The sequence below is a fragment of the Peribacillus kribbensis DSM 17871 genome (assembly GCF_000430765.1).
Classification (GTDB): domain Bacteria; phylum Bacillota; class Bacilli; order Bacillales; family DSM-1321; genus Paraperibacillus; species Paraperibacillus kribbensis.
This window is the reverse complement of record NZ_AUMQ01000045.1, coordinates 15,360-38,810: the sequence shown is the minus strand read 5'-3', so window position 1 is coordinate 38,810 and position 23,451 is coordinate 15,360. Positions and strand designations below refer to the sequence as shown.

Here is a 23,451-nt window from a genome sequence, read left to right as displayed (position 1 = left end):
TCCACTTCCCTTCATGTGAAGAAAAGTCATATCCGGTATTAGCTCCGGTTTCCCGAAGTTATCCCGATCTTAGGGGCAGGTTGCCCACGTGTTACTCACCCGTCCGCCGCTGATCTCAGGAAGCAAGCTTCCATCGATCCGCTCGACTTGCATGTATTAGGCACGCCGCCAGCGTTCGTCCTGAGCCAGGATCAAACTCTCCGAAGAATGTTTGATGTAGCTCATAAAAGTTAAAACTTGTTTTTGTATTTTCTCGTAAGAAAATAACGTTGGCGTCTTGTTTCGTTCAGTTTTCAAAGAGCATTTCCGCCTCTCGTTTTCTTGAGAGCGACTTTATTATCTTAACATATCACCTAAGTGACTGTCAATATTTTTTTAAAAAGTTATCCGCCGCCAGGAAGATGATTATCTCCCTCAGCGACGTTTATAACTATATCATCAATTTTCAAATGGGTCAATACTAAAAAAGCTTTTTTACAATAATTTTTTATTCATCCTGTGAGACCGCATAATACCGATGATAAATGCCCTGCCCCTTTGTTTCTATTTTGCATACTTCAATTAAATGTTTATCCACGAGGTACTCCAAAAGTACTTCTAGATCAACAGAATAAAACTCAAGCTCTGGCAGATTGGACAGCTCTGCAATGGTCCAGTAGCCTTCTCTTGACCTCAGCACATCTATTATATGCTGGGAGCCTAGATGGGTTCTTGAATGAATAAGAAATTCGCTTGCTAAAAATAATAATTCCAGACGTTTCCCCAAAGATTCCTGGCTTGTGACCAGTTCTTCATAGAGCTTAAAGATCTCCGGACGGATCATTTTCACTTGATTCCACACTGTCACCTCAGGATAAAATCCCTGATCGATGATCTCAAGCCTGGCTAAATGATGCAGAGAATGGATCACATGGTTATAGGCATCGAGATAATGCCCGTTTTCGAAAAAGGACTTCCCATCAAGATAACGCCGGATCAGCTTGGCAAACTCTACACCTGTTTTAATCTTCCGTCCGTAAAACGGAAATTCCCTAAGCTCGCTTTTCAGGTTTTCTACAAACTCATTCCGGTCAAATACAATCTTTCCGTTAAATATCCATTCAATGATTTTTCGGTTGGAACCGAGCAGGATCCACTCTCTCAGTTGAGCTTCATGGACCACATGCAGTGCAGCCTTTTTATCATTATATATGTAGTGCTTGATAAAAACCGGATCCTCCGCGTCATTCACAATAGCAAGCAAAATATAGTCAAAGGTATCCGTCGATGATATATCATTAGGTTTTTTTTCTACAAGCAGTATTCCAAGCGTTGATGGCCAGCTGGCCCTTTCCTGGTACAAAGGCCTGAGTATATCTTCCATTTTTTATTCCTCCAAAAAAGCTGATGGCTTTTTATGTTCAATATTCTTCAAACGATTCGACAGAAAACTATAATACTCCTTTAAATAAAAGAATTTTTTATTTAATGAGGGAATATCCACACAGAGAACGTCAGGCTTTTTTAGCCCTTCCCCATATCTTTTTAAGGCCCATGACGAAAACAGCCTGTCTCCAGCTCCCTTATATATGATATAGTGGGAATATCAGGAGGGACAGCTATGGCTAAATATTCGAATAAAATTAATAAAATTCGCACATTTGCCCTGAGTTTAATTTTTATCGGCTTTTTTGTTATGTATGGCGGTATCTTCTTCAGAAAGTCCCCGATCTTAATGAGCCTCTTTATGGTCCTTGGAGTATTGTTTATTATCGCTAGTACTGTAGTTTATTTTTGGATAGGGATGCTGTCAACTAAAACTGTACAAGTCCGCTGCCCGAATTGTGAAAAAGTAACTAAAGTACTAGGACGGGTGGATATGTGCATGTACTGCAATGAACCCCTTACCCTCGATAAAAGCCTTGAAGGCAGAGAATTTGACGAAAGTTACAACAGAAAAAAATTACAAAGCTGAACAAATAATAACGCCGGCTAAATGCCGGCGTTATTATTTGTTCAGTATTAATGTGCTTCCTTAGCAGAACACTCTCCGCAGACTCCGTACACTTCCAGCCTGTGGCTCCGCACCTTAAATCCTGCAACATGAGAAGCTAGATGCTCCACTTCATCGAGTCCCGGATAATGAAAATCGACTATTTTGCCGCAATCCTCACAAATCACATGATAGTGCTCAGTAGTGACAAAATCAAATCTGCTCGAGGAGTCACCATAAGTCAGTTCCTTTACGAGACCCACTTCACGGAAAACCCGCAGATTGTTATATACAGTCGCAACACTCATATTAGGAAATTTGCCTTCCAGGGCTTTATAAATATCATCAGCTGTTGGATGGCTCATTGAATTGATAAGGTACTCAAGTATCGCATGACGCTGCGGAGTAATTCTGACCCCCGTTTCTTTTAAGGCATCTAATGCTTCCTTTAATTGAGGATGAGACACCGCCATGCACCTCTTTCTAATTTAGAATTAATTTTCAAATAATAATGTTTATAATTAGTGTACTCCTGCAGAGATATTTTTGTCAAACCTTCATTACCTAATTAAAGGCCCGAGCCTTATTAAATTTTACTTCAGTAACCAGCAAATGATACATCCTTTTCTCACTTTTGATGCAAAACGGGCTCACTGCGGTTTAATTTTGAATTCACATACCTTGCAGCGACAAAGAGGTAATCCGAAAGACGATTCAGATAGGACATGACAAGAGGATTGACACCGCCTATTTCCACAGCTTTTCTTTCAGCTCTCCTTGTGATTGTGCGGGCAAGATGGAGCGCCGCCGCCGCAGGGTGTCCTCCTGGCAGTATGAAGTTTTTCAACTGAGGAAGGTCTCCCTCCATTTCGTCAATCGCGTGTTCAAGGTTTGATATATGTTCCTGCTTCATTTCCCAGTTGACCTTTTTCCCCTCGGGAGTAGCTAATTCGGCACCGGCATGAAAGAGGACAGTCTGAATTTCATGGAGCCCATCCAGAATAGCCTCTTTACCGGCAAATTCTTCACCCATTAAGTGGCTGACTCCCAGTCCGATGGCTGAATTTGCCTCATCACAGGTCCCATACGCCTCAACTCTTGGATCGGTCTTGCTCACTCTTTGTCCATAAATTAAAGAAGTGGTGCCCTTGTCTCCTGTCTTTGTATAAATCTTCATGAATTAATACCCCCGGTTCAGATTGATTTTATTTTCAAAGTTTCTGCCGCCATCCAGGTAAATGTCCAGGTTATGTCTAAAGATATCCAGGGCTCTTGGAAGATAATGCGGAGAGTGGCTGGATACATGCGGTGAGACAGTGACATTTTCCATCATCCAGTAAGGATGATCAGCAGGCAGTGGCTCCTCATGAAAAACATCGAGAACAGCATGAGCGATTTCCCTATCCTGCAGAGCCTGGATCAAGACATTGTCTTGAAATAAACTTCCCCTGCCTATATTCATAAAGAGAGCGGAATTTTTCATTAACCTAAAATGCTGCAAAGTAAAAAGACCGATAGTCTGGGGAGTTTCCGGGAGGATTGCAACAATATAATCCCCCTTACCGAGACACCTTTCCATTTCATGGATAGTGTACACTTCATCAAAGAGATCTACCCCGCCGCCGGTTGTGTTTACTCCGATCGTTTTCATACGGAAAGCCTTGGCAAGCCGGGCAATCTCGCTTCCAATCGCACCGGTTCCCAGAACTCCAATCGTCTTGCCGCTGATCTCCCCGAAGGAATGTTCCCGCTGCCAGTGACGGGCATTCTGAAGAATATGAAGCTCCTTCATTTTCTTCTCATATTCAAGCAGCCTTCCCATCGTATACTCGGCCATCGGAATCTTGTGAATTCCCTTCGCATTGGTGACCAATATCTTTTTCTTTTGAATATCTTCCAGCGGCATTTTCTCGAGCCCTGCCGAGACGACCATGATCCATTTAAGCATTTCGGTCTTAGCCAAGTGTTCATTTAAGAGATCTTCACCATATGTAACCAGTACTTCTGCATGAGGGAGATCTGCTTTGCTTTCTTCAATCGAAGCTCTAAATCTGAAATCGACGGACGGATACTCTCCGGCTAACCTGTCTTTTAAATTACTTGGAGGGATGAATGTAAATAATACAAGCATATTGCTGCCGCCTTCGCTTTATGATTTTTGCTCAGCAGCTGATGTCCGCTGTGCAGTGATGTCAGGTAAATTTTATCATGCAGGTATGAACCCTGGAAAATAAAAAACGGGCCAATCTGGCCCGAAAAAGTAAGTTTGAGGAGGTATTCCTAATAAAAGAATATGCACCTCAGGGATCTTATGAGTGGACAAAAACCCTTATTCAGCAAAATAGGCAAGCTTTACTTCAGATTTTCAGGATTCAGTCCTTCTAATTCCGGAATGGTAAAGAGTCCGTCTTTGCGGATCAATACATCATCGAAATAGATTTCCCCGCCTCCATATTCCGGTCTTTGAATAAGGACCATATCCCAATGGATTGAGGATCTGTTTCCATTATCCGCATCTTCATACGCCTCTCCAGGGGTAAAATGCAGGCTTCCGCAGATTTTCTCGTCGAACAGGATATCTCCCATCGGCTCGGTAATCATCGGATTGACTCCGATTGCAAATTCCCCAATGTATCTGGATCCTTCATCCGTATCAAAGATCTCTTCGATTTTTTCAGTCTGATCCGCGCTTGCTTCCACAATCTTTCCATCCCTAAACGATAAGGAAACATTTCTGAATGTAGTACCATGGTATGGGCAAGGCGTATTGAATGTGATCTTTCCGTTCACACTGTCACGGACAGGAGCCGTGAAAACTTCTCCATCAGGGATGTTATTTTCCCCGGAGCATGAAACAGCAGGAATCCCCTTGATAGAAAATGTAAGATCTGTCCCTGGTGATACCAGACGGACTTTATCTGTTCTTTCCATTAAATCCTTCAATGGCTGCATGGCTTTATGCATTTTTTGATAATCTACTGTACAAACATCAAGCAGATAATCCTCGAACCTGCTGGTGCTCATTCCCGCTTTCTGCGCAAGCGCCTTGGTAGGATAATTCAATAGGACCCATCTTCTGTTATTCACATAGAAGAAGGTTACTGGCTTCATGATTTCCCCTCTGATTTTGTGCTTATCAGCAGGAACCTCACTCATCTCAGAGTCATTTTCTTCCCCGATGACCAGGATGACAGCATCCACATCCTCATACTTTTTCAGCATCCAGGATGCCTGGGTCTCCAGCTGCTCCCGGGAAGCCCCCATGGCAAGATGGCGGCTGATCTCATCGTCCATGATTTCTACATACGGATAGGCCCCGAGCTCATAAGCGCCATCAATCAATTCAGTGATCAGCGGCTGAGCTGAGACACTTCCTCTTATTAGGACTCTTTCATTTTCCTTTAATGTAACCGAGTGTGTCAGAAGTACATTTGCAAGCTTTGTCAAACGTGTATCTCTCATTTCTCCAGCTCCCTAATATTCTTTAAAGCGTCATAGAAGACTTTATGTATTCCAATGCTTCTTCAACATGGCCTTCTACTTTGACCTTTCTCCACTCTTTCACAAGAGCTCCTTCTTTATCAATAAGGAAAGTGGAGCGTTCTATGCCCATATATTCCTTGCCGAAGTTCTTTTTCAGCTTCCATACTCCGTATTTCTCTGCAGCTTCTTGATTTTCATCTGCCAGAAGAAGAAATGGGAGTCCATACTTTCCGGCAAATTTCCCATGACTTTCGACCGGATCAGGGCTTATCCCAAGGATAACTGCATCTAATTTTTCAAATTCTTCATGGGCGTCCCTGAAGTCGCAGGCTTCAGTTGTGCAGCCAGGTGTCATGTCCTTAGGGTAGAAATATATGACAACATTCTTCCCTTTAAAATCACTCAAGCTTACCTCTTCTCCATTTGTTGCTGAAAGTGTAAAGCCAGGTGCTTGTTTTCCAATTGTTAACTCCATTTTAACTCCCCCTTTTGATCATACATTACCTTAAAGTATTTTTCCCATGTTTTTCACTTCTTTTTCCCTGCGCTTTGGGCACGGTTTACTCAGGTAACGACGAGAATCCTACACACCTGTAAGCGTACCCAACTTTTTGCTTTTCCACAACTTTATCGTTCCGGAAATCATCTTATCAATACAGGAAAGCAATGAAAGATCTTCCCTTTACCTTTCATGATTTTCAAACGTAATGACCGTTTTGATGACAAACGCTGCAGGCAGGACATAACCCAGGAATGCCTGGACAGCCGCAATCGCCCTTCCAATTCCGACAGGGGAAAGATCGCCGTAGCCTACCGAAAAAAATGTAACAGAGCTGAAATACATGGCGGTGGCAAGTTTATAAAGATAGGAGCCTTCTATCGGACGCCCCAATTCAAGAATGACTGTATAGCTTTCAAGTTCTAAAAGCAAGTAGATCATCCCGAAGCCCAGTGCAATAGTACTGTAAAAAACAGCAAGCCAGATAAAATTTTTAATGGTCAGATGCTTATCTATAATCAAGGGAGTAAAAAAGCTTTTAAGGCTCAAAAAAATGCAGATCATTACCAGTAAAAGGAATACATTCAGCATTGGATTCACCCTCGAAGGTTAGTTTCTTTTTAAATATGTACGGACTATATCTCCCGGATATTCACTCTGCCCAGAAATAGGGAAAGACATTTATCTGTCTCAATATGGGGCAAAGTGATAAAATAAGGGGCGAAGCTTAGAGAAGAAACAGTGGAGGTAAGCATGAATTTTTCTAAATCTGAACAACTACATAATGAAGCATTAGAACATATAGTCGGAGGAGTCAACAGCCCTTCCCGCTCTTTTAAGGCGGTCGGCGGCGGTGCACCTGTTGCGATGGAAAAAGCAAAGGGCGCCTATTTTTGGGATGTGGACGGCAATAAATATATCGATTATCTTGCGGCATACGGACCGATCATCACCGGTCATGCCCATCCGCATATCACCGAGGCCATTACCAGAGCCGCAGAAAACGGAGTACTATACGGGACTCCTACTCCTCATGAAGTAACGTTTGCAAAGATGCTGAAGGAGGCAATGCCGGGACTTGAAAAGGTACGCTTCGTCAATTCCGGTACTGAAGCGATTATGACTGCCATCCGGGTCGCACGCGCATATACTGGCCGGGATAAGATCATTAAATTTGCAGGCTGTTATCATGGCCATTCGGATCTGGTTCTTGTAGCAGCCGGATCAGGCCCATCTACATTGGGGACCCCCGATTCTGCCGGTGTACCAAAGTCCATTGCCAATGAAGTGATTACCGTGCCATTTAACGAAATTGAGCCTCTGAAAGAAGCACTGGAAAAATGGGGCAGCGAGACAGCGGCCATCCTTGTTGAACCGATTGTAGGAAATTTCGGGATTGTCGAGCCAAAGCCCGGCTTCTTAGAAAAAGTGAATGAACTGATGCATGAGGCAGGCGCACTGGTTATTTACGACGAAGTCATTACTGCCTTCCGCTTCATGTACGGCGGTGCCCAGAACTTATTAGGAGTCGAGCCTGATATTACGGCACTTGGAAAAATTATCGGCGGCGGACTTCCTATTGGCGCGTATGGCGGCCGGAAAGAAATCATGGAAAAAGTCGCTCCTCTCGGACCAGCCTACCAGGCTGGAACTATGGCGGGTAATCCTGCATCCATGCTTTCAGGAATCGCATGCCTTGAAGTGCTGCAGGAGGAAGGCGTGTATGATCAACTGGACCGTCTTGGTGCCATGCTTCAGGAAGGTATAGAAGCGGCTGCAAGAAAATACAATCTGCCGATCACCATTAACCGTCTGAAAGGTGCCCTTACCGTGTACTTTACAGATGTGAAAGTCGAGAATTATGAGCAGGCTGAAAATACAGATGGGGAAATGTTCGCTAAGTTCTTCAAGCTTATGCTGAATAAAGGCATTAATCTGGCTCCTTCAAAATATGAAGCCTGGTTTATTACCACTGCACACACAGAGACAGATATCAGGGAAACCATTCAAGCTGTTGAAGAATCCTTCGAGACTCTTTCACAAAGCGGAAATTTATAATTATACATTTATTATTCACTCCTGGAGGTTCTGCTTTCAGGAGTTTTCCATGCGGATTTTTTGAAAACGCTTTCATATATACTTTTAACATTCAGACCATATAGACCGCTCTTCCCATCTTATTCAAAACTCTGTATAAATAATTGATTTTCTTACGTTAAAGTGATAACATAAATTACACTATTCTGAAAATTTTCAAAAGTTGATAAAAGCATATTGGGAGGTGAATGGCGATTTATAAGGAGAAACTCCTTATAATGCCTTACTATGACAACAGCGTGGAATCCAGCTTTTTTTAAAGACTATTATAAACATGAACATGATGCCTGTGGGATCGTTGCATGTATAGAGAAAGAAAAAACTCCTACCAGAGAAAATATCTTTTCCTGTATCGATGCTCTGGTTACCATGAATCACCGTGCAGGATTTATAAATAATGAGGGTGACGGTGTGGGTATCCATATCGACATTCCCAGGGCTCTCTGGAGAAAAAAACTTGCCGAAGCAGGCTCTGACCCCGATCTGACCGAGCACGAAACATTTTTCGTCGGGCATTTTTTCTTCAATAGAAATGCAGCTTCAGCTTCTTTAAAAGAAGAAATCAAACAAAAGTTCAGCGCTCAGGGTGTAACCGTCATGTTTGAAACAGACAAGGTGCATAATCCTGCCGCTTTAGGTCCGATTGCCCTTCAGGAAAACCCGTTGTTCTGGCAGGTAGCCGGCACTGTACAGGCCGATTCTGACAGTGAGTGCTCAAAGATCTTATTCGAACTGATTCCAGATATTGAATCAAACCAAAACATCCATACTGCCTCTTTAAGCCAGCATTATGCAGTATACAAAGTAATGGGTGCCGGGGATATCCTTCCGAGCTATTACAGCGACCTATCTGATCCGCTCATCGCCTCTACTATGACTCTTGGCCACAACCGTTATTCTACCAATACGTTATCCAGCTTCTTCAGGGTCCAGCCATTTAGTGTACTGGGGCATAACGGTGAGATCAATACGATCGCCAAGCTTAGAGATGAAGCCAAGATGATCGGTGTGCCGCTCGTAGAACAGGGAAGCGACTCGCAGGATCTCAGCCGTACAATTGAAACCTTAATCTGCCGCCATGGATATTCCCTATTTGAAGCTATGGATGTTTTATTCCCTCCGATCATTAATGAAATAAAAGAATATCCGGAGCATCTGCAGAACCTTTACACATACTTAAGAGAAGCCTGGGGCCACTTTGCCCAGGGTCCGGCCGGCATCATTTCACGCTTTGGGAATGAGGCGGTATTCTCTGTCGACGCGCTGGGCCTAAGGCCGCTTTGGAAGCTGACTACAGAGTCCTCCTACCTCTTCTCTTCTGAACCGGGAATTATTCCTGCTGAAGAGTACACAGCTGATCCTAAACCTCTGGCTCCCGGAGAAAAAATCGGCTTCAAATGGAACGGAAACAGCATTGAAGAATTCGAATACCGCCGCTACCAGGAGGAAGTCTTCCGGCTGATGAGCAGCAAAATTACACTGTCCAATGATTCAGAAAGGCTAAAGCCCCCTGTGATCGATAAAGTCGTGGCAAATGGGGTTAAGGTCAAGCTGCATAACGGCCAATACAAGTCCTTCGGCTGGGAACGGGATCATGTACAGCTTATCGAGCAGATGGCTGAAAAAGGTGCTGAGCCGATACGATCACTCGGACATGATGCCCCTCTTGCAGCCATTAATCCCGAGCGCAGGAACATCGCTGATTTCATCAAGGAAAGTGTAGCAGTCGTGACAAACCCCGCAATTGATCGGGACAGGGAAACAGAGCATTTTTCAACCAGAACGATCATTGGTAAGAGGCCCTCTCTATTTACAGCTGAAAAAGCAGAGTTTGTCATGGAGCTTCTATCCCCCGTTGTCTTAGAAGGATTGGTGGGAAGCAGCTGCATCAGAGAAACCAAGCAGCCAAGCTTTGAACAGATCATGCATTTCTTCCAAAAAGACGGCCTGTCAGCTGAAATTCCTGCTGTGCTTTATGAGGATGAAAGCGTTCAGGAAGCCCTTGCCCGTATTAGCAAACAGGCAAGGGAAGCTGTCCAAAACGGGAAAGCCCTAGTCATTTTGGATGACAGCGGCACCCATGAAGAAGGAAAGCTATGGCTCGATCCTATGCTCGCGGTATCCACCGCCCATCATTCTCTGTTGGAAAGCGGATTGCGCCGGAGCTGTTCGATTGCTTTACGGTCAGCATCATTAAGGTCCCTGCATGATTTAATTATTGCATATGGACTTGGAGCAAATATCCTCAACCCATATTATATGTTCTTAACAGTGGCCGATGAAAACACAAAACCGTTGATCAATTTATACAATGCACTTGTAAAAGGATTGGAAAAGGTCATTTCTACCATAGGTATCCACGAGCTTAGAGGCTATGGACGCCTGTTCTCCAGTATCGGACTTAATGCCAGGCTTGCAGAAGTTCTGGGGATTGTTAACTTCTTGGGAGCCGAAGACCTTTCCTTTGATGAGGAATTCCTTAAAGAAGATGCTAAAAAACGTGCAGAAGAATATCACAATGAAAAAGAAAGGGCTGGAAAAAGCTTTCATATGTTCCCGCGTATTTGGAAAGCCATTGGCGAGGTTGCCGCGACCGGGGACTACTCTCCTTACCGCGAAAAAATTTCCGAGCAGGAGACCCAGAATCCTACTACCATCAGGCATTTGACAGAGGTAGCCTCAACAGGCAGCCCTGTTTCAGCTGAAACAGTCGATATCAGTGTCGGTGAGCACAGCCTGCCGTTTATCATCTCTTCCATGTCCTTCGGCTCCCAGAATGAGATAGCTTTCAGGGCTTATGCCGAAGCAGCGGATCAGCTGAACATGGTCAGCTTAAACGGCGAAGGCGGAGAAATTAAGGATATGCTTGGAAAATACCCAAGAACCCGGGGCCAGCAGATTGCCTCTGGAAGATTTGGTGTTAACGCAGAGCTGCTGAACTCTTCCAACCTGCTTGAGATTAAAATTGGGCAGGGTGCCAAGCCGGGCGAAGGCGGACATCTTCCAGGCTCTAAAGTTACCTCAAAGATTGCGGAAGCAAGAAATGCAACTGTAGGCTCTGACTTGATTTCACCGTCCAACAATCATGATATCTATTCCATCGAGGATCTTGCCCAGATGATCCATGAGCTTAAAACAGCAAATGACCAGGCCAAGGTTGCTGTTAAAGTTCCAGTGGTTCCCAATATCGGAACCATTGCAGTCGGTGTGGCAAAAGCCGGAGCAGATATTATCACCCTTTCAGGCTTTGACGGAGGTACAGGGGCTGCAAGGATCCATGCCCTTCAGCATGTGGGACTTCCCGTAGAAATCGGAGTCAAGGCTGCACACAACGCCCTCTTGGAGGCTGGAATCCGGGACACTGTCGAAATATGGGCAGACGGCGGGATTAAGAGTGCCTATGACGTATTCAAGGTCATGCTGCTTGGGGCAAACCGGGTTGGCTTTGGTACCTTATCCATGATTGCCGTAGGCTGTACAACCTGCAGGGGCTGTCATTTAGATACCTGCCATGTAGGAATTGCCACACAGATTGAAACCGAAGCACAAGCCAAGGAACACGGTCTCCGCCGTTTTGTTCCAAGAAAGTTTGATCTTGCTGTCCAGGGCCTTTCCAATCTGTTTACTGCTTTTGGTACAGAGCTTAAGGCGCTTGCAGGAGCAGCAGGAATCCAGACCCTTCAGGAAGCAGTCGGACGCTCAGACCTGCTTGTCCAGGCAAATGGCAAAGACAAGATGGACCTTACTTATCTGCTTAAGTCTCTTGATATCGGCCAGCTTGCATCCAAAGAGGCGGCTGCCGCGATGGAAACAGGGGCATTCCAGATGGCTGCAGGTGCGGAATATCTTGATTCAAGTATTGAGGAACTTCACTTGTCCCGTAATTTTGAAAGTGTAAATTCCGAGCAGAGAGTTCTCGCAAGCCGTGTGTCCTGCCACAGGGTACGCAACAGGCTGGATGGCTCTTATAAGAAACTCCCGGAAGTCAAGCTTTCTTATAAAAACTCCATCCCTGGCAACGGACTTGGAGCCTATAACAGCTTTGGCATTGATATTGAAGTTTCTGGCGGTGCTCAAGACGGAGCCGGTAAAACATCCTTTGGTGGTAAAGTTAAAGTATTTAAATCCAAAGGGAAAGATGGACAGTACTACAATGGTTCAGTCGGCAAAGGATTTGGGTATGGCGCCCAGAAAGGTTTGCTGATTGCCCAGGGGAATGCCGACGCAAGAGCCGGCATCCGTTTATCAGGCGCTGATATCATTATCGGCGGACAGCTCACAAAGCCGCTGCCTGAAAAAGAAACCGGGAACATTGCAGCCAATGCCAATATTAAAGGCTTTGCCTTTGAATATATGACAAATGGAAGAGCCCTAGTTCTTGGTGATCCGGGCCCTTGGATCTGTGCCGGAATGACTGGAGGCAGTGTATTCCTTCGAGTACAGCCGGAAATGGGATTGACCAGGCAAGCTTTGGAGAAAAGGATTGCATCTGGAGCCAAGGTTTCCATGGACACCCTGTCCGAGCAAGGAAAGAATGATGTAAAGGAACTGCTGGGGCAATATATTGCATTGCTGGCACAGCAGGAGCAATATCGCGAGGCTGAGGAATTGAAGTCTCTTCTGGATGCTCCAGAGAAAAATTTTATCCAGATCCAGCCAGTCAAAGAGCAGGCGGATCCATCGGTTTCAACTGAGTGACATGGCTGTGTATGTGACTGTATGATCTAATCAATGAAAAACCTGGCTGACAAAAAGGATGATCCGCTTGTTATGTCTTTTTAGACTCACTCTAAAAGGACAGGGGCAGCTTATCCTTTTGTCAGCCTTTTGTCTTTTATCCTGTCTAATTGAAGCAATTTCCCCTCCTCCCTGCACCGTCTCGGCTTACGCTGCCCAGAAACCCAGGGGCTTCTTCACGTTGGTTCTGAAGAAGGTAAAGACATAATTAAGATAAATAATCTATTATATCTATTGAACTTCTCAGAAAAAACTTGTATATTACATTAATGCTCCATGAAGAGAATAATAACTTTTGATCATTTTGAAATACTGTTTCAGAAAGGAATTTAACCACATGAAGCTTGGCGCCCGCATATTAAAAACGGGGATTGCAATTGTGTTAGCCATATATGTCGCAAGATTTTTCCATATGCCGGGATCGTTTGCAGCTATTTCCGCTATTTTTGCCATCCAGCCTACCATCTACCGCTCCTATATCACCATTTTGGAGCAGGTTCAGGCGAATATCGTAGGAGCCATTGCAGCGGCTGCATTTGTACTATTGCTCGGCAATGACCCTTTCATCATTGGTTTGGCAGCCATAATCGTTATTACGGTAAACCTTAAGCTTAATATGAAAAATTCCGTTTCCATTGCACTGGTCACTCTGATTGCCATTATGGAAAGCCAGGGCGGAAACTTCGCTGCCTTCGCGGCGACAAGGTTCTCAACGATCTTAATTGGAATTCTATCTGCATTTGTGGTCAATCTGGTGTTTCTGCCTCCTAAGTATGAAACACGGGTATTCAATAAAATGTCTGATTTAACGGAGGAAATATTTCAATGGATCAGGATCAATACCCGACATGCAAGCGACCATGGCCAGCTGAAAAATGAACTTCAGCGTTTTCGCGAAGATTTACTGAAGATGGAACAGCTTTATGCGCTGTTCAAGGAAGAAAGAAAATACTTTAAACGCGAAAAATTGGCAAAGTCCAGAAAGCTTGTTGTATACAGACAGATGATCACCACAACCAAAAAGGCTCTGGATGCGTTAAAAAGGCTCCATAGATATGAAAACGAACTTCAGCAGATGCCTGAAGAATTTCAGCAGAAAATCCAGGACCAAATGGATATGCTGATTTACAATCATGAACAGGTCCTGCTTAAATATAGGGGGAAAATCACACACAGCTTTACAATCGAGGAAAGTGCCAATACAAAAGAACTGGTAAGCCTATTGATGGACCGCAAAGAGGAACTGGAAGAAGACCGCGGCCAATGTCTCCTGTACCACATGGTACCGCTGGCCGCCTCCATCATCGAGTATGAAGAGGCCATCCTTCACCTCGACATGCTCATAACCAGCTTCCACTCCTTCCATAGCGAAACCAACGAAGTCGCACTTGAACAACCCGAAGAAATCTAAACCTGCGGACAGCAGGTTTTTTTTAATGGGTTCCTTATTTACCAGGAGTCAAAAGAGCATTGTTCCTTAAGCTCAGCAGGGGAAATGGTGTGGGAAATGGGCACAGACCCATTTCCCAAAAGAAAAAGGAAGCGGGCTCCGCTTCCTTCAGAAAAATTTCTATTTTATAAGGGCTCTGTTATTTATTTAATGTTCTAGCTGCTGGACCTGGAAGAGCCTGTAGTAGCCTCCCTGCTTTTTCATAAGTTCTTCATGGGAGCCGATTTCAGCAATTTCTCCATGTTCGATCAGTACGATCCGGTCCGCATGTGTAATCGTGGATAATCTGTGCGCTACGATAAAGGTAGTTCTGTCCTTGGCCAGTTCCTCGAGGGCCTCCTGGATGAGATGTTCACTCTCAAGGTCCAGAGCTGAAGTGGCTTCATCAAGCACAAGGATCGGCGGATTTTTCAGGAAGACCCTTGCAATGGCTACCCTTTGCTTCTGACCGCCAGATAGCTTGACTCCCCTCTCCCCCACCTTAGTTTCATATCCTTCTGGAAGGTTTTCAATGAAGTCTCTGGCATTGGCGGCAGCCGCTGCATGATAGACTTCTTCATCCGTTGAATCTGGCTTTCCCATTAGTATATTGGCTCTCACAGATTCACTGAATAAAATATTATCCTGCAGCACCATTCCAATTTTATCCCGAAGACTTCTCACCTTATAATTTCTGATGTCAATTCCATCCAAGAGAATCCTTCCATGAGACACATCATAAAATCTGGGCAGAAGGCTCACAAGGGAGGATTTCCCGCCTCCGCTCATCCCCACCAGTGCAATGGTTTCTCCCCGTTTCACATCAAGGGATACGTTTTTTAGGACAGGCGGTTCATCTTCATTATATGCAAAAGAGACATTTTCAAATTTTATATCCCCCTTTATATTCTTAGCTTCAATCGCATCGGAAGTATCTTCAATGTCATATTTGACATCCATGAATTCAAATACCCGGTCCATGGAGGCAAATGCCTGCGTGAGGCTCGTAGAGGAGTTGACCATTCTTCTCAGCGGGTTATACAGCCGGTCAATATAAGCGATGAACGCAACCATCGTTCCCACGGTCAGGCTGCCCTGGATGACTAAATAACCGGAATATCCAATCACAAGCAGCGGAGAGATGTCTGTAATGGTATTGACTACTCCAAAGGATTTTGCATTCCACTTTGTCTGGTCAAGAGCTTTATCCAAATAATTTTGATTTTGTTTACTGAACCTGCCCTGCTCATGATCTTCAATGGCAAAGCTCTTAATGACGGGCATCCCCGACACTCTTTCATGCAGATAGCTCTGCACTTCGGCGAGAGCCTGGGAACGCTTCCTGGTCAATCCCCTCAGCCTGCCAAAAAAATATTTAACGGAGAAAGCGTAAAAAGGTATCATCAAAATAGATACAAAGGTCAGTTTCACATTCAGTGTAAACATGATCGCTGCGGTAAATACGATTGTCGCCAGATCAAGCCAGAGGTTCATCATGCCTGTCATGACAAAGTCCTTTGTCTGTTCTACATCGTTAATAATCCTAGAAATGATTTCGCCGACCCGGTTATTTGAATAATACTTAAAGCTTAACCGCTGCACATGGTTAAAGAGCCGGTTCCTGATATCAAAAAGGATCTTGCTCCCCGTCCATTGCGCATAATACTGTCTGTAGTACTCGACTGGCGGACGTACAATTACGAAAATGAAAAACATAATGCCCATGGCCCAGGCCAATCGGTTCGTTTTTTCAGCAGTAGATAGATGTCCGTTACCAATGACATCATCGACTACATATTTAATGAGATATGGCAGCAAAAGAGGTATGCCAAATTTAACGAGGCCGATGATGATGGTCCAGATAATCTGCCACTTATAGGGTTTGACAAACTGCATATATCGCCGGATACTGCCCAAGGTGATCACCTGCTTTTTATGTTATTGCCCGGTTCTGTTTCTTCTAAAGGACTTCATTAGAAAAACCTGTTGTCATCAACAGGCATCAAGAAAACATATTAATCCCGGGCATATGCTGCTTCGATGGTTCTGGCTTATTTATTTATTTATTTTCTGTAAGTCAGATACCGTTCATACCAATTGTCGATGAATTCCGGAGAAAACGGGCCTTTACGCTGCCTGATCCAATAAATAAGGTTGTCCATATTCCGCCTTAAAATTTTATCGATTACTTCAGGATAGCCCATTTCCCTGCTGTGCTGCTGGTATTCATCCTCATCAAGGATATTGAAGGTCATATCAGGATACACCTTGATATCGAGGTCATAGTCTATATATTTTAAAGCTTCGGTATCATAAACAAAAGGTGAACTCAGATTACAGTAGTAATAAACGCCGTCTTCCCTCAGCATGCCTAAAATATTGAACCATAGATTTGCATGAAAATAACAAATGGCCGGCTCGCGGGTGATCCATGTCCTCCCATCTGATTCAGTTACCATTGTTCTGTCATTTGCCGCAATGACAAGGCTTTGGGTGCCTTTTAGGACAGTGGTTTCTTCCCAGATACGATGGATCTTCCCATTATGCTTATAACTCTGTATTTGGATCTTTTCTCCTTCTCCGGGAATCCCCATTTTCTTCTCCTCAACTTTCTAATTGTTTACAGCTAATTTTGAAGCATTGGATTTCAGACAGGCAGCGCTCTCGCATCCTGCACACTCCTGCCCTAACGTTTTAAATACATATTCTCTCGTTCGGTATATTCTACTATTATAACGATAAAAAAATTTTTTTAAAACAAAAGAGTCATTGAAATTCAATGACTCAAGAGAAAAAAGTGAGAATTCACCTATATTAAGTTCATTTGGGCTTCCTGGTAGGTACGAATTACCTCTTCTGTTTGGAATTCAAAAATCTGCTGGATGTCGTTTAGACTCTTTTTCATGAGCAGTACTTCGTGCTGCAGGGATTCAAGCTCTGCTTCATGTTCCACCCTTCGGAGCTGCTGCTCCACGTCCTGGCATCGTTCAATCTCGGATTGCAGGAAAAGCAGCTTTTCCATAGTTTTTAACTGTTCATTAACAAGCCGGTCGAAATCATTCAAATTAAAACCTCCCTGCTATTTTCCTTACCCTTTCTTATTCTCTGTTTTGGAGGCTTTACCTTTGACTATTTCTGTTGACATACTGGAAGTTTTGTCGAGGAGAAACATGGGATTAAAAATAAAGAAAGGAGACAGCGGCTGCTGTCTCCTCGTATCATTATTGTTGTTGTTGATTGTTTACTCTTTGAGCTTTTTGAGCATTAGCTTGAGCATTTTGCTGTCTTACTTGCTGAACGTCAGTCTGGCGTTCAGTAGAAAACTCAGTGCCGAATTGGCCTTGGGAAGCAGATGCTCCCATAGCTTGAGAAGCTGAAGAGCTCATACCTTGAGAAGCTGAAGAGCTCATGCCTTGAGAAGCTTGTTGGTTTTGTCTTCTCACTTCAGCTACATTTGTTTGTCTCTCAGAAGCGAACTCAGTGCCAAATTGGCCTTGAGAAGCAGCTCCCATACCTTGAGCTCCCATACCTTGAGAAGCCTGTTGGTTTTGTTGTCTTACTTGCTGAGCGTTAGTGTTTGCTTGGGATTTTCCAAAGTTGTTTGCCATTGTTTTTTCACCTCCACGCTCTTAATGTAACCAAGATGCGTGAAGTTATCCGAAATTTCCTGAGAAAGTTTTACCAATTACACAAGCAGGGAGCGCCCGCCATCCACAATGATCGTCTGGCCCCTGATCATGCTAGATTCATTAGAGATCAGGAACATGACGGTGTTGACCATGTCTTCGATCTGAACCATGCGGCCGGCAGGAGTCTGCGTGGCAGCGTCTTTAAGGAGCTCTTCCCGGTTAGGGAAATGCTTAAGCGCCTCTGTGTCAATCGCTCCGCCTGAAACAGCATTCACGCAGATGTTTTTGGGAGAAAGCTCCACAGCCAGGTACCTTGTCAGTGCTTCCAGGGCAGCCTTTGAAACGCCGACAGTCGTATAATTCTCCAGCACCCGGATAGATCCAAGCGAGCTTATGCTTACCATCTTTCCTCCGCCGTTCTTTTCCATCAATTTCGCAGCTTCCTGTGCGCAGAAAAGAAATGCCTTGCTGTTAATATCCATCGTCCAGTTCCAGTGGGTTTCCTGCAGATCCATGGCCGGTCTTAATACACCGGAAGCAGCATTGTTGACAAACACATCCAGCCGCCCGAATACATTTTCAATCTCTTCAAACATTGTTTTAATTTTCGCAACATCCCCGACATTGGCTTTAATCAAAAGGGCCTTTCTGCCCAGGGCTTCTATTTCAGTGGCTACCTCCTGTGCCGCAGAGCGGCTTCTTGCAAAGTTAATCACGATATCATAGCCTTCTTTTGCCAGCCTGATGGCTGTCGCCTTCCCTATTCCCCGGCTGCTCCCTGTTACTAATGCTACTTTTTGTGCCATGTTTAACATCCCTTCTAATGGTTTATATGAATAATGAACACTTTTGGTAAAAACATATACTTATGCTATTTAAGGAGGAAGAAAATATGTACGTTGGCCGCGATATGACCGAGCTTTCCATGATCCCTAAAACAGAATGGCAGGACAGCGAATTAGCTTATTTCCATCAGACACTCAGACAGGTCGTTCCTTACCTGAATGCTGAAGGCCAGACCATTCACAGGGAAATCGTAGAAGAGATTGAACACCGCGGAGGTTTGAACCGCGGTGAAGCAGACTACACACACGGAACAAGACCAGCTATTGATTAAAGTATCGGCCATTAGGCCGATGCTTCAATCATATCCACATAAGCCTTCCAGATTTTCTGGTGTGATACTGGAAAGGCGTATTCTTCAATTTGATCTTTGTTCACCCATTTATATGGTTTTAAACCATCTGTTATATTTTCCCCTAAATCATCGATTTGTCCAGTGAATACTTCCATTTTCCAGACTAAATGGGAAAAAACATGGTCAAGGGCTATAAGATGCCCGTTCAAATGCAATTCCTCCTTACATTCCTCCTGGAAATGCATTTTAAAGGTTTCCCGTCTGGTTAAGAGGGCTGATTGATCCTCATAGCTTGGAAATTCCCATAGGTTGGCTAGCAGTCCCTGGGACGGCCGTTTTCTGATAAGGATTTCCCCTGCGCTGTTCGTTATGACGGCAGCAGTAATCTTTACATCTCTGGACTTTTTTTTGCTGCTTTTTACAGGGAGCTCAGTCTGCATCCCTTCGGCAAAGGCTGAACAATGCTCCCTTACCGGGCAAAGAAGGCATGAAGGAGTTCCCGGGGTGCATATCAGTGCTCCCAGTTCCATCAGTGCCTGATTGAAAAAAGAGGTATTTGCAGGGTCAATCAGGACCCGTACCGCCTCTTCAAATATTTTTCTCGTCCTGGGCTTCGCAATATCCTCGTCAATAAGGAGGATTCTCGAAAGCACCCTCATGACATTCCCATCCACAGCAGGTTCCGGTTTTCCGTAGGCAATGCTAAGGATGGCTCCTGCAGTATAGGGCCCGACTCCTTTAAGCTTTGATATCTCTTCCAGGCTATCGGGTACAATGCCACCATATGCCTCCTTAACCTCTCGAACGGCACTCTGCAGGTTTCTGACCCGGGAATAATAACCAAGTCCCTCCCATGCTTTAAGGACTTTTTCCTCATCTGCATCAGCAAGGCTTTCCAAGGATGGAAACCATTCTAAAAATCGGTTAAAGTAAGGGATAACCGTATCGACTCTTGTCTGCTGAAGCATGATTTCTGAGACCCAAACTCTGTAAGGATCGGAATTTTCCCTCCAGGGAAGCTCTCTTTGTTCTTCAGTAAACCAGTTTATAAGATCTTGTCTGAATAAAGGTACATCCACCTTTTCCAGCAAGTTTGAATTATTCAATGATTTGACCTCCATTGATGTTAACTTTACAGGGGATATGGGAATATAATAAAAAAGAAACTACTAAAGGCCTGGGGCCACTTACATTTTAATATGCCTGCTGGATAAAAGGAATTATTAATATGCACCATATTAGTAATAAAACTAGGAACTGTCAAAAGTACCCTTGCTCTCGGGTATGTTTTTACAATACTTCTCCGTCTGCCTTAAGCCCGTAAAAGCTGCCCGTACGGATTACGGCAAAGCGGATGGAACCAGCCTGATCATCTCAGGTAATATCTATAAACAATTAGGAGGTTGGCCTTTTGGATACCGGAACTCATTTTGTTATGGGCATAGCCATCGGGGGTCTGGCAACTTTGGACCCGGCCATCGGTGAGCATACCCTTGCTGCTCAAGCTGTCTTGATCGGTGCTGTACTTGGCCAGCAGGCTCCTGATTTGGATACGGTTCTAAAACTTAAGAACAATGCGGTTTATATCAGGAATCACAGAGGAATCACCCACTCCATTCCCGCTGTCATGTTTTGGCCGCTGCTTATATCAGGTACACTGGGCGTTGTTTTCCCAGAGGTGAATTTTTTGCATTTATGGCTTTGGACTTTTTTTGCTGTGATGTTCCATGTGTTTGTTGATATTTTTAATGCCTATGGAACCCAGGCAATCCGTCCTATTTCGTCCAAGTGGGTGGCTCTTGGTATCATCAACACCTTTGATCCTTTTATATTCGGTGCCCATGTTGCAGGGATTATACTTTGGGGATTCGGGCTTCATCCGGGGATCATTTTTTTCACGATGTACATGGTCATCGCTGTCTATTATGTGTTTAGATTTATTGAGCAGCGGCGGGTCAAAAACTCTATTTTGAAACTTATACCAGACGCAAAAAAGGTAATTATTTCCCCTACCATGAGGTTTCACAGATGGAGGATCGCCGCACTGACCGATACGAAGTATTATGTCGCCCGCTCCTGCGACAGGGAAGTGACCATTTTGGATACATTCGACAGGGTTCCTCTTCCGCACAGCAGCCTTCTTGAAGCGGCAAAGCATGATAAGAATTTATCAGCGTTTCTTTCATTTTCTCCTATATACCGGTTTGAGATTACAGAAGGGGAAGAGCTGTCCGAGGTCCGGTTCATCGATCTGCGATACAGGACCAATGGCTATTATCCCTTTGTGGCTGTCGTACATCTCGATAAGGAGCTGAATATTGTCAATTCGTATACTGGCTGGATATTCAGTGAAGAAAAACTGAGGAAAAAGCTGCAGATTGTGCCGGGATAATAAAAAGAAGCTGTCTCTTTAAGAGGTTTTGTACCCCTTGATTGCCGAGACAGCTTCTTTTTTAATGCTTGGGCTCATTTTCCTCAAATAAATGCTTGTACTTTGAATTGCCGGCTAAAAAACGGTGAATGTCTGCTCCATATGTCTCAATCAATTGACGTACATATTTTTCCGTCATTTCCGGGCCGCGGTATTCGTGTCCGGCTTTCGCGTAGGTAGCTTCAAAGTCCTCCCAGAGAAGCTCGACCCATGTTTTGGCTTTTGCATGTGACAATTCCTCGTTTTTGCTTAACAGCAGATTCGTGAGCACTTCAATATAACTATGCATTCTTCATTTCGCCTCCAGTTCCTTTATTTATAAAACATAGAACCTCTAAATTGACCGATACTAAGGGTAGGCTTAACGCCAAATCAAGGAGGAATTCAGATGACCAACAAAGATCGAATTTTCCCTGGACAGCCCAACGGCACGGATGCCGGACCGCGCGCTAAGGCAGAGTTTGCTTCCAAGCGGGCGGACGGTACCATCAATACACATCCTCAGGAACGCATGAAGGCTTCCTCTCTTAGAGAGCGTTAATTAGCTATTATCTTTGACGGAGTGATTTTATGAAAAGCATGTCCTATCGTCCCGCTGTTCCGAAGCATAGACACGGCCCCCGCCATGCAAAAGCGAAGGGCTTTATTCCAGAGAGCCCTTCACGGCTGCCTGAAATGGACTCTGCTTTATCCTTTAATGATAAAAATGATGATTAACATAACATACGCCGGCTGTATAAGCCGGTGTTTTTATACTCCAAGAATTTAACCTATTTAATCTCCTTCAACAAGGAAATCGGAAGCGCTTCTTCTTCCTTATTGCCATTTAGACGAAAGCCCCAGGCAAAAACCCCATTTAAATATTGAACCTTGAAATACTCGCCGGGAGCCCCTTCAATCTCATAAAGCCCACCAGCCTTAAAATCAGCAGGATTTAAAAGATACGCCTTTGCCATCGTTGCCTTCCGCTCAAGCACAGCATACTCATTCACCATCCCAAGCCTCTCAGCCTTCCTCGCCTTATCGGTCAGTACCGCAATCTCCTGCTGCAGCTCAGATACCGACAAATCACTATACCGCTTCTCGCTCATCATAAATCCCTCTTTTTCGGAAATGGGGAGAGTCCCTATTTCCCTTGTTATTTTTATGGATACACCGTACCGGGAAATGGGGTCAGCCCCCATTTCCCAGCTCTTCCAGGAATCTCTCAATCATATCCGTCGGGAAGCCTTTCCGGAATAAGGTTTGTTTCATTTTCTGTGTATATTCGTATCCGGTGTATTTTTGGCACCTCCGGTGGGCCTTCATGCCTTGGATGACGATCGCTTCCCATTCAGCGTCTTCTTCCTTCTCTATATCCGCCTCTTTTATAACTTCCTGGATGATTTCTCTAGAGAACCCTTTTCTCATCAGGGAGGCCTCCGTTTTTTGGACGGCTTCCCTTTGGGAGGAGGACTTTGCCTGTTTCAGCGTTTTTTCGGCAATCTTAGCTGCATTTTCAAGCTCCTTGTCAACGGGATATTCCAAAAGCCCGGTCTGGATTGCCTCCTCAGGTACCCCTTTCTCCTTCAGCTCCCGATAAATCACCCCTCTTCCCTTCAAGCTGGAGTTCATCTGGGTACGCACATACGCTTTGGCAAATTCCCCATCATCCAAGTAATCATAGCTATATAATTTATGAATGACTTCCTGAATAATGGATTCCCCATATTCTTTTTTCTTCAGAAAGTTCCTGATTTCTGTTTCCGTCCGGATCCTGCTGGATAAATAATGAAGGGCAGAGTTGAGCGCTTTTTGGATATCATCATTAAAGCCGATCTCCACAAAGTCGAATTCATTGATTTCCTTGCCTTTTTTCAAGTCAAACTTAATAAGGACATCTTCATCCACGCTGAATGCATACTCAGCTCCATTACCTTTATCAACATAAATATTAAAACGGTCGGTTCTTTTCTTTTGAGCCGTTATTTTAGATATACGGGCCATACCGCTCACCCCCTGCACTAAATGTACCACATTACAAAAGGGTTTTCTTC

At 44.3% G+C, this 23,451-nt stretch carries 24 protein-coding genes and 1 rRNA gene; 8 read left to right on the top strand and 17 right to left on the bottom strand.

What is annotated here, in order from left to right:
* Window positions 1-207 (bottom strand): 16S ribosomal RNA (locus H539_RS0110305); the annotation flags it as partial.
* Window positions 208-487: 280 nt separating this feature from the next.
* Window positions 488-1,363, bottom strand: a complete 876-nt coding sequence (locus H539_RS0110300; protein ID WP_026693446.1) for a nucleotidyltransferase-like protein — start codon at window positions 1,361-1,363, stop codon at window positions 488-490.
* A 237-nt stretch (window positions 1,364-1,600) separates the two neighbouring features.
* Between H539_RS0110300 and H539_RS0110295 the strand changes: the two genes are divergently transcribed.
* Window positions 1,601-1,954 carry a YgzB family protein gene (locus H539_RS0110295; RefSeq protein WP_026693445.1) on the top strand — a complete coding sequence of 118 codons (354 nt, stop codon included), beginning with the start codon at window positions 1,601-1,603 and terminating at the stop codon, window positions 1,952-1,954.
* Window positions 1,955-2,001: 47 nt separating this feature from the next.
* On the opposite strand, the gene perR is transcribed toward H539_RS0110295, so the two are convergent.
* The 6 genes from perR to H539_RS0110260 all read right to left on the bottom strand — a co-directional run bounded on the left by perR (window position 2,002) and on the right by H539_RS0110260 (window position 6,545).
* Window positions 2,002-2,445, bottom strand: coding sequence for a peroxide-responsive transcriptional repressor PerR (perR, locus tag H539_RS0110290; protein ID WP_026693444.1), 444 nt, complete (start codon window positions 2,443-2,445; stop codon window positions 2,002-2,004).
* Between the two features lie 155 nt (window positions 2,446-2,600).
* A complete protein-coding gene (locus H539_RS0110285) occupies window positions 2,601-3,149 on the bottom strand; it encodes a cob(I)yrinic acid a,c-diamide adenosyltransferase (protein ID WP_026693443.1) in 549 nt (182 codons plus the stop codon).
* 3 nt (window positions 3,150-3,152) lie between these two features.
* Window positions 3,153-4,103, bottom strand: a complete 951-nt coding sequence (locus H539_RS0110280; RefSeq protein WP_026693442.1) for a D-2-hydroxyacid dehydrogenase — start codon at window positions 4,101-4,103, stop codon at window positions 3,153-3,155.
* A 221-nt stretch (window positions 4,104-4,324) separates the two neighbouring features.
* Window positions 4,325-5,434 (bottom strand): aminopeptidase, encoded by a 1,110-nt coding sequence (locus H539_RS0110270; protein ID WP_026693441.1) that lies wholly within the window; start codon window positions 5,432-5,434, stop codon window positions 4,325-4,327.
* Window positions 5,435-5,456: 22 nt separating this feature from the next.
* Window positions 5,457-5,930, bottom strand: coding sequence for a thioredoxin-dependent thiol peroxidase (gene bcp / locus H539_RS0110265; RefSeq protein ID WP_026693440.1), 474 nt, complete (start codon window positions 5,928-5,930; stop codon window positions 5,457-5,459).
* Window positions 5,931-6,137: 207 nt separating this feature from the next.
* Window positions 6,138-6,545, bottom strand: a complete 408-nt coding sequence (locus tag H539_RS0110260; RefSeq protein ID WP_026693439.1) for an ion channel — start codon at window positions 6,543-6,545, stop codon at window positions 6,138-6,140.
* Window positions 6,546-6,707: 162 nt separating this feature from the next.
* Here H539_RS0110260 and H539_RS0110255 point away from each other — a divergent pair, with 162 nt between their 5' ends.
* The 3 genes from H539_RS0110255 (at window position 6,708) to H539_RS0110245 (ending at window position 14,199) form a co-directional block, all read left to right on the top strand.
* On the top strand, window positions 6,708-8,012 hold the full coding sequence (locus H539_RS0110255) for a glutamate-1-semialdehyde 2,1-aminomutase (RefSeq protein ID WP_026693438.1): 1,305 nt from the start codon (window positions 6,708-6,710) through the stop codon (window positions 8,010-8,012).
* Between the two features lie 267 nt (window positions 8,013-8,279).
* The gene (locus H539_RS0110250) at window positions 8,280-12,749 is read left to right on the top strand and encodes a glutamate synthase-related protein (protein WP_026693437.1); all 4,470 of its coding nucleotides are present in this window, start codon (window positions 8,280-8,282) and stop codon (window positions 12,747-12,749) included.
* A 376-nt stretch (window positions 12,750-13,125) separates the two neighbouring features.
* The gene (locus H539_RS0110245) at window positions 13,126-14,199 is read left to right on the top strand and encodes an FUSC family protein (protein ID WP_026693436.1); all 1,074 of its coding nucleotides are present in this window, start codon (window positions 13,126-13,128) and stop codon (window positions 14,197-14,199) included.
* A gap of 186 nt (window positions 14,200-14,385) precedes the next feature.
* On the opposite strand, the gene H539_RS0110235 is transcribed toward H539_RS0110245, so the two are convergent.
* From H539_RS0110235 to fabL, 5 genes are all read right to left on the bottom strand, one after another.
* On the bottom strand, window positions 14,386-16,134 hold the full coding sequence (locus tag H539_RS0110235) for an ABC transporter ATP-binding protein (protein ID WP_026693435.1): 1,749 nt from the start codon (window positions 16,132-16,134) through the stop codon (window positions 14,386-14,388).
* A 146-nt stretch (window positions 16,135-16,280) separates the two neighbouring features.
* Entirely contained in the window at window positions 16,281-16,811 is a 531-nt protein-coding gene (gene ntdP, locus H539_RS0110230) for a nucleoside tri-diphosphate phosphatase (protein WP_026693434.1), read from the bottom strand.
* A gap of 215 nt (window positions 16,812-17,026) precedes the next feature.
* Complete coding sequence (locus H539_RS0110225; RefSeq protein WP_026693433.1) at window positions 17,027-17,281, bottom strand: YgaB family protein; 255 nt, start codon at window positions 17,279-17,281, stop codon at window positions 17,027-17,029.
* Window positions 17,282-17,438: 157 nt separating this feature from the next.
* A complete protein-coding gene (locus tag H539_RS0110220) occupies window positions 17,439-17,825 on the bottom strand; it encodes a gamma-type small acid-soluble spore protein (protein ID WP_026693432.1) in 387 nt (128 codons plus the stop codon).
* Window positions 17,826-17,902: 77 nt separating this feature from the next.
* Window positions 17,903-18,652: an enoyl-[acyl-carrier-protein] reductase FabL gene (gene fabL / locus H539_RS0110215; RefSeq protein WP_026693431.1), complete on the bottom strand. Its 750-nt coding sequence runs from the start codon at window positions 18,650-18,652 to the stop codon at window positions 17,903-17,905.
* 86 nt (window positions 18,653-18,738) lie between these two features.
* Between fabL and H539_RS0110210 the strand changes: the two genes are divergently transcribed.
* Window positions 18,739-18,963: a hypothetical protein gene (locus tag H539_RS0110210; protein ID WP_026693430.1), complete on the top strand. Its 225-nt coding sequence runs from the start codon at window positions 18,739-18,741 to the stop codon at window positions 18,961-18,963.
* An 11-nt stretch (window positions 18,964-18,974) separates the two neighbouring features.
* On the opposite strand, the gene mutY is transcribed toward H539_RS0110210, so the two are convergent.
* The gene (mutY, locus tag H539_RS0110205) at window positions 18,975-20,105 is read right to left on the bottom strand and encodes an A/G-specific adenine glycosylase (RefSeq protein WP_035322323.1); all 1,131 of its coding nucleotides are present in this window, start codon (window positions 20,103-20,105) and stop codon (window positions 18,975-18,977) included.
* Window positions 20,106-20,395: 290 nt separating this feature from the next.
* Between mutY and H539_RS0110200 the strand changes: the two genes are divergently transcribed.
* Complete coding sequence (locus H539_RS0110200; RefSeq protein ID WP_026693428.1) at window positions 20,396-21,376, top strand: metal-dependent hydrolase; 981 nt, start codon at window positions 20,396-20,398, stop codon at window positions 21,374-21,376.
* A gap of 61 nt (window positions 21,377-21,437) precedes the next feature.
* Here the strand turns inward: H539_RS0110200 and H539_RS0110195 are convergent, their stop codons facing one another.
* Window positions 21,438-21,704 (bottom strand): YfhJ family protein, encoded by a 267-nt coding sequence (locus H539_RS0110195; RefSeq protein WP_026693427.1) that lies wholly within the window; start codon window positions 21,702-21,704, stop codon window positions 21,438-21,440.
* A gap of 99 nt (window positions 21,705-21,803) precedes the next feature.
* Here H539_RS0110195 and sspK point away from each other — a divergent pair, with 99 nt between their 5' ends.
* Window positions 21,804-21,956 carry a small, acid-soluble spore protein K gene (gene sspK / locus H539_RS0110190; protein ID WP_026693426.1) on the top strand — a complete coding sequence of 51 codons (153 nt, stop codon included), beginning with the start codon at window positions 21,804-21,806 and terminating at the stop codon, window positions 21,954-21,956.
* 29 nt (window positions 21,957-21,985) lie between these two features.
* Window positions 21,986-22,132, top strand: a complete 147-nt coding sequence (locus H539_RS31450; RefSeq protein WP_155889997.1) for a hypothetical protein — start codon at window positions 21,986-21,988, stop codon at window positions 22,130-22,132.
* Window positions 22,133-22,185: 53 nt separating this feature from the next.
* Here H539_RS31450 and H539_RS0110180 read toward each other — a convergent pair whose 3' ends face one another.
* Together H539_RS0110180 and recX are read right to left on the bottom strand one after the other, a co-directional pair.
* Window positions 22,186-22,506 (bottom strand): YfhH family protein, encoded by a 321-nt coding sequence (locus H539_RS0110180; RefSeq protein ID WP_169816028.1) that lies wholly within the window; start codon window positions 22,504-22,506, stop codon window positions 22,186-22,188.
* Window positions 22,507-22,588: 82 nt separating this feature from the next.
* On the bottom strand, window positions 22,589-23,401 hold the full coding sequence (recX, locus tag H539_RS0110175) for a recombination regulator RecX (protein ID WP_026693424.1): 813 nt from the start codon (window positions 23,399-23,401) through the stop codon (window positions 22,589-22,591).
* Between the last annotated feature and the right edge of the window lie 50 nt (window positions 23,402-23,451).

Bases quoted from the DNA above. Each gene is read 5' to 3' on its own strand.
- H539_RS0110285 (WP_026693443.1), bottom strand. From the start codon at position 3,149: ATGAAGATTTATACAAAGACAGGAGACAAGGGCACCACTTCTTTAATT.
- H539_RS0110300 (WP_026693446.1), bottom strand. From the start codon at position 1,363: ATGGAAGATATACTCAGGCCTTTGTACCAGGAAAGGGCCAGCTGGCCA.
- H539_RS0110250 (WP_026693437.1), top strand. From the start codon at position 8,280: ATGACAACAGCGTGGAATCCAGCTTTTTTTAAAGACTATTATAAACAT.
- perR (WP_026693444.1), bottom strand. From the start codon at position 2,445: ATGGCGGTGTCTCATCCTCAATTAAAGGAAGCATTAGATGCCTTAAAA.
- ntdP (WP_026693434.1), bottom strand. From the start codon at position 16,811: ATGGGGATTCCCGGAGAAGGAGAAAAGATCCAAATACAGAGTTATAAG.
- H539_RS0110255 (WP_026693438.1), top strand. From the start codon at position 6,708: ATGAATTTTTCTAAATCTGAACAACTACATAATGAAGCATTAGAACAT.
- fabL (WP_026693431.1), bottom strand. From the start codon at position 18,652: ATGGCACAAAAAGTAGCATTAGTAACAGGGAGCAGCCGGGGAATAGGG.
- H539_RS0110195 (WP_026693427.1), bottom strand. From the start codon at position 21,704: ATGCATAGTTATATTGAAGTGCTCACGAATCTGCTGTTAAGCAAAAAC.
- H539_RS31450 (WP_155889997.1), top strand. From the start codon at position 21,986: ATGAAAAGCATGTCCTATCGTCCCGCTGTTCCGAAGCATAGACACGGC.
- H539_RS0110210 (WP_026693430.1), top strand. From the start codon at position 18,739: ATGTACGTTGGCCGCGATATGACCGAGCTTTCCATGATCCCTAAAACA.
- H539_RS0110270 (WP_026693441.1), bottom strand. From the start codon at position 5,434: ATGAGAGATACACGTTTGACAAAGCTTGCAAATGTACTTCTGACACAC.
- H539_RS0110245 (WP_026693436.1), top strand. From the start codon at position 13,126: ATGAAGCTTGGCGCCCGCATATTAAAAACGGGGATTGCAATTGTGTTA.
- bcp (WP_026693440.1), bottom strand. From the start codon at position 5,930: ATGGAGTTAACAATTGGAAAACAAGCACCTGGCTTTACACTTTCAGCA.
- mutY (WP_035322323.1), bottom strand. From the start codon at position 20,105: ATGGAGGTCAAATCATTGAATAATTCAAACTTGCTGGAAAAGGTGGAT.
- recX (WP_026693424.1), bottom strand. From the start codon at position 23,401: ATGGCCCGTATATCTAAAATAACGGCTCAAAAGAAAAGAACCGACCGT.
- H539_RS0110260 (WP_026693439.1), bottom strand. From the start codon at position 6,545: ATGCTGAATGTATTCCTTTTACTGGTAATGATCTGCATTTTTTTGAGC.
- H539_RS0110220 (WP_026693432.1), bottom strand. From the start codon at position 17,825: ATGGCAAACAACTTTGGAAAATCCCAAGCAAACACTAACGCTCAGCAA.
- H539_RS0110280 (WP_026693442.1), bottom strand. From the start codon at position 4,103: ATGCTTGTATTATTTACATTCATCCCTCCAAGTAATTTAAAAGACAGG.
- H539_RS0110180 (WP_169816028.1), bottom strand. From the start codon at position 22,506: ATGAGCGAGAAGCGGTATAGTGATTTGTCGGTATCTGAGCTGCAGCAG.
- H539_RS0110295 (WP_026693445.1), top strand. From the start codon at position 1,601: ATGGCTAAATATTCGAATAAAATTAATAAAATTCGCACATTTGCCCTG.
- sspK (WP_026693426.1), top strand. From the start codon at position 21,804: ATGACCAACAAAGATCGAATTTTCCCTGGACAGCCCAACGGCACGGAT.